The following is a 7800-nucleotide window of genomic DNA, read 5'->3' as shown; positions in this document are numbered from 1 at the left end:
GCAGACCGGCTTGCGCACGCTGGCCTACGGCGAGACCGGTTTCCGCAACTTCACCAACAACACCCGCCCGATCACCAAGCCCGAGGACATGGCGGGCCTGAAGTTCCGGGTGCAGCCCATTCCGCTCTATGTCGAGATGGTCAAGGGCCTCGGCGGCGAGCCGACCCCGATCGCGTGGACCGAGCTGCCGAACGCGCTTTCCACCGGCGTGGTCGACGGGCAGGAGAACCCGGTCGGCGTGATCTACAACAACGGCCTGCACAAGCTGCAGAAATACATGACCCTCGACGGGCACGTCTATGCCGCCGACTTCATCCTGATCTCGGACGAGTTCTACGACATGCTCGAGCCCGCCCAGCAGGAGGTGGTCGCCAAGGCCGCCCGCGTCGCCGGCACCATGGGCCGCGCGATCCAGCAGTGGAACACCGCCGAGGGCGTGGGCAAGGTCCAGGCCGAGGGAATGGAGGTCTATTCCCCGACCTCCGAAGAGATCGCGGCCTTCGCCGAAAAGGCACAGCCCGCGGTGGTCGAATATCTGCGCGGCGAGCTTGGGGATGACGCCGAGTGGATCGACCGCCTGCAGGCGGCGGTGACCGACGCCACGCAGTAAGCGCGGAGCAGTGCCGGGCCGGGCCACCCGTCGCGTGGCCCGGCCTTCAGAATGCGGAGGAGTCCAGATGGATCGCATCAACCGTGCCGCCAAGTGGGTATTCGGCTTCGGAGCCGGCCTCAGCATGGCGCTTGTCTTTCTCATCATCTTCGTCAACTCGCTGCGCCGCTACACGGTCGGGCGCTCGGTTGCATGGGGTGAGGAGCTGCCGATCTACCTGACGATCTACGGCGTCATGTTCGGTCTGGCGCTGGCCTATCTCAACGACCAGCACATCCGCTTCACCGTAATTCCCGACATGCTGCCCGAGCGGGTCCGCAACGCGCTCTTCGGCCTTGCCGACGTGGTCACCATCGCGGCCGGCGCGGCGCTGGCCTACGCGGGCCACGTCTTCGCCACCCGCCGCGGCAACGTCGACAGCTCGGGGCTCAAGGCCACCGCCGACGGGCTCGCCGCGAGCACCGGCCTCGACTGGCTGGTGTGGCTCGGAAAGGTCGGCCCCTGGCAATACGCCGTGGCCTTCGGCGGGGCGATCCTGGCCGTGGCCGCCGCCCTGCGCCTCGTCCAGCGGCTGTCCTCCCTGTCCTCCCGGCAGGAGATCTGATCCATGGTCTACGTCATCCTCATCGGCGGTCTTCTGGCGGGCGTTCCCCTCGCAATCGCCATCGTCGCGGCGCTGCTCTACTTCATGGCCACGGGCGAGGCGCCCTACACGCTGCGCATCGTGCCCACCGAGATCTTCAAGGGGCTGAACTCGTTTCCGCTGCTGGCCATCCCGCTCTTCGTACTGGCGGGCGAGCTGATGAACGAGAGCGGCATCACCGGCCGCATCATCGCCTTCGCCAACGTGCTGGTGGGCCGGATGCGCGCGGGGCTCGCGCTGGTGAACATCTGGGCCTCGGTGATCTTCGCGGGCCTCTCGGGCTCGGCGGTCGCCGACACCTCGGCCATCGGCCGGGTGTTCATCCCCGAGATGGAAAAGCACGGCTACGACCGCAGCTTCGCCGCCGCGCTGACCGCCGCCTCGTCGGTGATCGGCCCGATCATCCCGCCGTCGATCCCGGTCATCATCTATGCGCTCATTGTGTCCGGCGTTTCGGTGCCTGCGCTGTTCCTCGCGGGCGTCGTCCCCGGCATCCTGCTCGCGGTCTTCCTCTCGGCCTATGTCATGCTGACGGTCAAGGTCGACCACGGCGACCAGAGCGCCGACCTTGATGGGCCGTCCAGCACCGAGGCGCTGCTGCAGGGCATCCTGCCGCTTCTGATGCCGGTGCTTGTGGTGGGCTCGATCCTGCTCGGCATCGTCACCCCCACCGAGGCGGCGAGCTTCGCCGTGGCCTATGCGCTGATCCTCGGGCTCTTCGTCTACCGCAAGATCAGGCTCACCGCCCTGCCCGGCCTCTTCGCCAGCGCCATGCGCGACAGCGCGGTGATCCTGATCATCATCGCGGCAGTGGCGGCGGCGAACTGGCTGTTGACCTACAACCGCATCCCCAACATGCTCACCGACTGGGTGCTGGCCAATGTCGACAGCAAGACCGCCTTCTTGCTCGCCACCATCCTGCTGTTCCTCTTCGTCGGGCTCTTCCTCGAGGGCATCGCGGCGATGCTGGTGCTGGTGCCCATCCTGCACCCGATCGCGGTGAGCATGGGGGTGGACCCGACGCATTTCGGCATCCTCGTGATCTTCAACCTGATGATTGGCCTCATCACCCCGCCCCTCGGCCTCTGCCTCTTCGTGGCCGAGGGGGTCGCGCAGGTCGGCATGGCCCGGCTCATCCGCTCGATCATGCCGTTCTTCCTCGTCGAGGTGCTGGTCCTGATCATCCTGACCTTCGTGCCCCAGACGGTGATCTGGCTGCCGCGGGTCCTTGGCTACTGAACCTCTACGGGGCGCCCCTGCGCGGGCGCCCCGCCTCTGCAAGTCCATCCCCAATCCGGAAGCTCCGCCCATGAAGACCTCGATCGCCACCGTCTCGATCTCTGGCGCCCTGCCCGAAAAGCTCGAAGCCATTGCCGCCGCCGGGTTCGACGGGGTCGAGATCTTCGAGCAGGATTTCATCGCCCATGATGGCGGCGCGCGCGAGGTCGGGCGAATGATCCGCGACCACGGGCTCAACATCACCCTGTTCCAGCCCTTCCGCGACTTCGAATGCCTGCCCGAGCCGCTGCGTTCCAAGGCCTTCGACCGGGCGAAGCGCAAGTTCGACGTGATGCAGGAGCTGGGCACCGACCTCATCCTGATTTGCTCGTCGGTGCATCCGCGCGCGCTTGGCGGCATCCAGCGCGCCGCCGACGACCTGGCCGAGCTTGGCGAGATCGCCGGCGCCCGCGGCCTGCGCATCGGTTACGAGGCGCTGGCCTGGGGCCGCCACATCAACGACCACCGCGACGCGTGGGAGATCGTGCGCCGCGCCGATCATGGAAGCGTCGGGCTGATCCTCGACAGCTTCCATACGCTCGGCCGCAGGATCGACCCGGAGTCGATCCGTGCCATTCCCGGCGACAAGATCTTCTTCGTGCAGCTCGCCGATGCGCCCGCCATCGAGATGGACTTGCTCTACTGGTCCCGCCACTTCCGCAACATGCCCGGCGAGGGCGATCTCGAAATCCGCCGCTTCATGCAGGCGGTGATGGCGGCGGGCTACGCCGGGCCCATCAGCCTCGAGGTTTTCAACGACCAGTTCCGCGGATCCAACGCCAAGGCCACGGCGCAGGACGGTTACCGCTCGCTGGTGGCGCTGATGGACGACGTCCGCCGGGCCGAGCCCGAGACCAGCATCGACCTGCCGCAGATCCCGCCGCGGGTGGCGGCGCAGGACATCAGCTTCCTCGAGTTCACCGCACAGGGCGACGAGGTCGAGAGCCTTTCGGCCTTCCTGTCGACGCTGGGCTTCGCCAACATCGCGCGGCACCGCAACAAGCAGGTTTCGCTCTGGCAGCAGGGCGACGTGCGGCTGGTGATCAACTCCGAGACGGAGGGCCACGCCGCCCATGTCTGGAACACCCGCGGTCTCGCGGTCTGCGACATCGGCCTGCAGGTAGGCTCGGCCCGGGACACGGTGCTGCGCGCCAATGCGCTGGGCTCGCCCACCTTCTCGCAGCCCACGGGGCCGGGCGAGATGGCGATCCCCGCGATCCGCGGGCTGGGCGGATCAGTGCTGCATTTCATCGACGCGGACTCGGGGCTGGGCGACGTATGGGACGTGGAATTCGCCCCGGTCGGCGACGCCCGCCCCGCTCAGGCGGGCATCACCCATGTGGACCATATCGCGCAGACCATGTCCTACGAGGACATGCTGAGCTGGACGCTCTTCTACACCACGCTCTTCGGAATGGAGAAGACACCCATGGTCGACGTGATCGACCCGGACGGTCTGGTGCGCAGCCAGGCGGTCGAAAGCTCGGGCGGGCGGCTGAAGATCACGCTCAACGGCGCCGAGACCCACCGGACGCTCGCCGGGCGTTTCCTCGCCTCGACCTTCGGCGCCTCGGTGCAGCACATCGCGCTCTCGACCGAGGACATCTTCGCGACGGTCACGACGCTCATGGCCGCGGGCTTTGCGCCGCTGCCGATCCCGGCCAACTACTACGATGATCTCGCCGCCCGCTTCGACATGCCCGAGGGGCTGCTGGACAAGCTGAAGGCCGGCAACATCCTCTACGACCGCGAGGGCGAAGCCGAGTTTTTCCAGGTCTATTCCCGCGCCTTCGCAGGCGGGCTGTTCTTCGAGATCATCCAGCGCGGACCGGGCTACAAGGGCTTCGGCGGGCCCAACGCGCCCTTCCGCATCGCCGCTCAGAAGCGGCTCGGCCTCGGCAAGGGCATCCCCGAGACCTGAGCCGCGCTCAGGGCCAGGCTGCGCAGGAGGTGGCGGGCTGGCTGCGCGGCGCCGGAAGCGGCTGGGCGGCACGCCATCCAAGCGCTTGAAGAAGCGGCTGAAACAGGCCGGGCCCGAGACCCCGGGCCGGAACGCCGTCGGTGCCACCTGCAGCCCCGAAATCTCGAGCAGTTCGCGCGCCTCACGGTGCAGCGCCTCGTGCAGCCAGACCTGCGGCGAGCGACCGGTGGCGCGGCACACCGCCCCCGCGTGCCGGTCCCGGGTCACCCCCAGCGCCTCGGCGTAATCCGCCACCTGCCAGCGGTCACGCAGGTGCCCCATCCGCGAGCCAGGTGACGCCCTGCACCCCGCCGCCCGTGGCCACGTTGGGCCGCGCCCGTCCGGTGACCGACGAGACCGCGACCCGCGCTGTCGCCGCCAGCAAGGCCGACGCGATCCGCGCGGTGGATGCCACCACGGCCTTTCCCGAATGATCCCGCGTCGCCCCGGTCAGCGCCGGCGGACGCTGGGGGATCGCCGAGCTCAACGAGTTGCTCTGGATCACCACGCAGGATGGTGACCTGCACTATCCGATCTGACAGAGTGCGGATCGGAGGATTACGAAAGGGAGGAGACCACATCATGAAACGACTGACGACCGCGGCGCTTGCCGCCGCCCTCGCCCTTGCCGCCGGCGGCGCCTGGGCTCAGGAGCACGTCTTCAAGCTGCACCATTTCCTGGGGGCCAAGGCCCCGGCCCAGACCGACATGCTCGAGCCCTGGGCCAAGGCGGTGGAGGAGAATTCCGGCGGCAAGGTGAAGATCGAGATCTACCCCTCGATGACCCTCGGCGGCCGCCCGCCCGAGCTCATCAACCAGGTGCGTGACGGGGTGGTGGACCTCGTCTGGACGGTGAACGGCTACACGCCGGGCCTGTTCCCCCGCACCGAGGTTTTCGAATTGCCCTTCGTCTTCAAGAACGACCCGGCGGCGGCGAACCTCGCGATGTTCGACATGTATGACGAGTATCTCGCCGACGAATACAAGGGCGTCGAGCCGATGTTCCTGCACGTCCACGCGGGCCAGGCCTTCCACACCGTCGACAAGGAGATCCACACCCCCGCCGACGTCGCGGGCATGAAGCTGCGCATCCCCACCCGCACCGGCGCCTGGGCAATCGAGGCGCTCGACGCCTCGCCGGTGTCGATGCCGGTGCCGGACCTGCCGCAGGCGCTGTCGAAGAAGGTCGTGGATGGCGCGCTGATCCCGTGGGAGATCATCCCCGCGCTCAAGATCCAGGACCAGACCAAGTACCAGATCGAGGGCTACGACAAGGTGCGGTTCGGCACGACGACCTTCCAGGTGTCGATGAACAAGGCGCGCTGGGACAGCCTGCCCGAGGACATCCAGAAGGCCTTCCGCGACGCCTCGGGGCGTGACTGGGTGGCCGAGGTCGGCAAGATCTGGCGCGACATCGACGAGCGCGGCATCAAGGTGGCGACCGACGCGGGCAACACCCACGTGACCCTCACCGAGGAAGAGACCGCGGCCTTTGCCGAGGCGCTCGAGCCGGTGGTCGACCGCTGGATCGAGGACGTCACCGCAAAGGGCGTCGACGGCGCCGCCATGGTCGAGATGGCACGCAAGCTGATCGACGAGAACAGCTCGGCGATGAGCAACTGATGTTCACCTTCGAGACGGCACACCGCAGCGGGCTCTCCGCTGCGGTGGCACGGCTCGTCACCGCCTGGGCGCTGCTGGGCGGGGTCGTGCTGCTGGCGGTGGTGGCGATCAACGTGGTCTCGGTGGTGGGCGCCGTCTTCTGGAAGCACTTCCCCGGCGATTTCGAGCTGACCGAGATCGGCGTCGCCGTCGCGGTCTTTGCCTTCCTGCCCTATTGCCAGCTCACCGATGCCAACGTGACCGCCGACATCTTCACCGCCCGCGCGCCGAAACCGGTGCTGGCGGTGCTGCGCGCGGTGGCCGCGCTCATCGCCTTCGGCTTCGCCACCATCCTCGTCTGGCGCATGTATCTGGGGATGCTCGACCAGAAGGAATACGACTACACCACCGCCATCCTGCAGGTGCCGATCTGGTGGGGCTTCGTGCCGATCCTGATCTCGCTGGCGCTGCTCATCGCTGCTGCCGCCGTCACCTGCCTCGAGGCCCTGCGGGAGACCCGCGCATGAGCGATCCCATCACCCTCGGCATCCTCGCGCTCGTCGTGCTGGTCGTGCTGATCGCGATCCGCATCCCGATCGCCTACGGCATGATCCTCGTGGGCGGCATCGGCATCGCCTGGCTCAACGGCCCCGCGCTGCTGCTGTCGCAGCTCAAGACCCTCGCCTACGGGCAGTTCTCGATCTATGACCTCTCGGTGGTGCCGATGTTCGTCCTGATGGGAGAGCTCGCCACCGTGGCAGGCCTGTCACAGGCGCTGTTCCGCGGCGCCAATGCTTGGCTCGGCTGGATGCGCGGCGGCACCGCCATGGCCGCCATTGCCGGTTGCGCGGGCTTCGGCGCGGTCTGCGGCTCGTCGCTTGCCACCGCCTCGACCATGGGCAAGGTCGCCCTGCCCGAACTCAAGCGCTACAACTACTCGGGCGCGCTTGCCACCGGCTCGCTGGCCGCGGGCGGCGTGCTCGGCATCCTGATCCCGCCCTCGGTGGTGCTCATCGTCTACGCGGTGATCGTCGAGGCCAACATCGTCACCATGTTCGCCGCCGCCATGCTGCCGGGCATCCTCGCGGTGATCCTTTTCATCGTCACCATTGCCATCTACGTCGCCGTCCGCCCCGAGGCCGGCCCGCCGGGCGGCGCGTCCGACCGGGCCGAGTTCGTCTCGGCCACCTTGGGCCTGCTGCCGGTCATGGTGATCTTCGGCCTCGTGCTGGGCGGCATATACGCGGGCTTCTTTAACCCGACGCCCGCAGCGGCGGTGGGCGTGTTCCTCGTCTGGTTCTACGGGCTGCTGAAGGGCAAGCTCGACCTGCGGACCAGTGCCGCAGCACTCAAGGCCACGGCGCGCACCAGCGGCATGATCTATCTGATCCTGCTCGGCGCCGAGCTGATGAAGATCTTCATGTCCCGCATAGGCCTGCCGCAGCAGGCGGCGGCATGGATCGCCGACAGCGGCATGGCGCCGATGATGGTCATGGTGCTGATCCTCGTGGCGCTGATCCTGCTCGGCTGCCTGATGGACAGCCTGTCGATGATCCTGCTGGTGATCCCGTTCTTCTGGCCGATGCTGCTCGAGATCAACGGCGGGCTCTACCAGGGGGCCGAGGGCGCGGGCTACGGCATGAGCACCGAGGACCTCCAGGTCTGGTTCGGCATCCTCGCGCTGATCGTGGTCGAACTCGGGCTGAT

The 7800-nt window shown here is 67.7% G+C and carries 8 protein-coding genes and 1 pseudogene; 8 read left to right on the top strand and 1 reads right to left on the bottom strand.

The annotated features are described in order from the left end of the window. The 4 genes from dctP to HC022_RS14890 all read left to right on the top strand — a co-directional run. Positions 1–610 (top strand): TRAP transporter substrate-binding protein DctP (gene dctP, locus HC022_RS14905; protein ID WP_167452975.1); only part of this gene is annotated, 610 nt, incomplete at its 5' end. Between the two features lie 67 nt (positions 611–677). After that, positions 678–1214, top strand: a complete 537-nt coding sequence (locus HC022_RS14900) for a TRAP transporter small permease (protein WP_167452974.1) — start codon at positions 678–680, stop codon at positions 1212–1214. A 3-nt stretch (positions 1215–1217) separates the two neighbouring features. Further along, on the top strand, positions 1218–2492 hold the full coding sequence (locus tag HC022_RS14895) for a TRAP transporter large permease (protein ID WP_167452973.1): 1275 nt from the start codon (positions 1218–1220) through the stop codon (positions 2490–2492). Between the two features lie 70 nt (positions 2493–2562). Then, entirely contained in the window at positions 2563–4452 is a 1890-nt protein-coding gene (locus HC022_RS14890; RefSeq protein ID WP_167452972.1) for a bifunctional sugar phosphate isomerase/epimerase/4-hydroxyphenylpyruvate dioxygenase family protein, read from the top strand. A 57-nt stretch (positions 4453–4509) separates the two neighbouring features. Here the strand turns inward: HC022_RS14890 and HC022_RS29850 are convergent. Further along, positions 4510–4773 (bottom strand): annotated as a pseudogene (locus tag HC022_RS29850) (helix-turn-helix domain-containing protein); the annotation flags it as partial. 11 nt (positions 4774–4784) lie between these two features. Here HC022_RS29850 and HC022_RS14880 point away from each other — a divergent pair. The 4 genes from HC022_RS14880 to HC022_RS14865 form a co-directional block, all read left to right on the top strand. After that, positions 4785–4925 carry a hypothetical protein gene (locus HC022_RS14880; protein ID WP_167452971.1) on the top strand — a complete coding sequence of 47 codons (141 nt, stop codon included), beginning with the start codon at positions 4785–4787 and terminating at the stop codon, positions 4923–4925. Positions 4926–5073: 148 nt separating this feature from the next. After that, on the top strand, positions 5074–6114 hold the full coding sequence (locus HC022_RS14875) for a TRAP transporter substrate-binding protein (protein ID WP_167452970.1): 1041 nt from the start codon (positions 5074–5076) through the stop codon (positions 6112–6114). Continuing rightward, complete coding sequence (locus HC022_RS14870) at positions 6114–6620, top strand: TRAP transporter small permease (RefSeq protein ID WP_167452969.1); 507 nt, start codon at positions 6114–6116, stop codon at positions 6618–6620. Before HC022_RS14875 ends, HC022_RS14870 begins: the two co-directional genes overlap by 1 nt. Continuing rightward, the coding region (locus tag HC022_RS14865; RefSeq protein ID WP_167452968.1) for a TRAP transporter large permease at positions 6617–7800 on the top strand (1184 nt) is incomplete at its 3' end. The genes HC022_RS14870 and HC022_RS14865, both read left to right, overlap by 4 nt.

Origin of the sequence: Salipiger sp. HF18 (genome assembly GCF_011806505.1) — a bacterium.
GTDB classification, from domain to species: Bacteria; Pseudomonadota; Alphaproteobacteria; order Rhodobacterales; family Rhodobacteraceae; genus Salipiger; species Salipiger thiooxidans.
The sequence above is the reverse complement of the archived record's forward strand: the minus strand, read 5'-3'. Positions and strand labels throughout refer to the sequence as shown.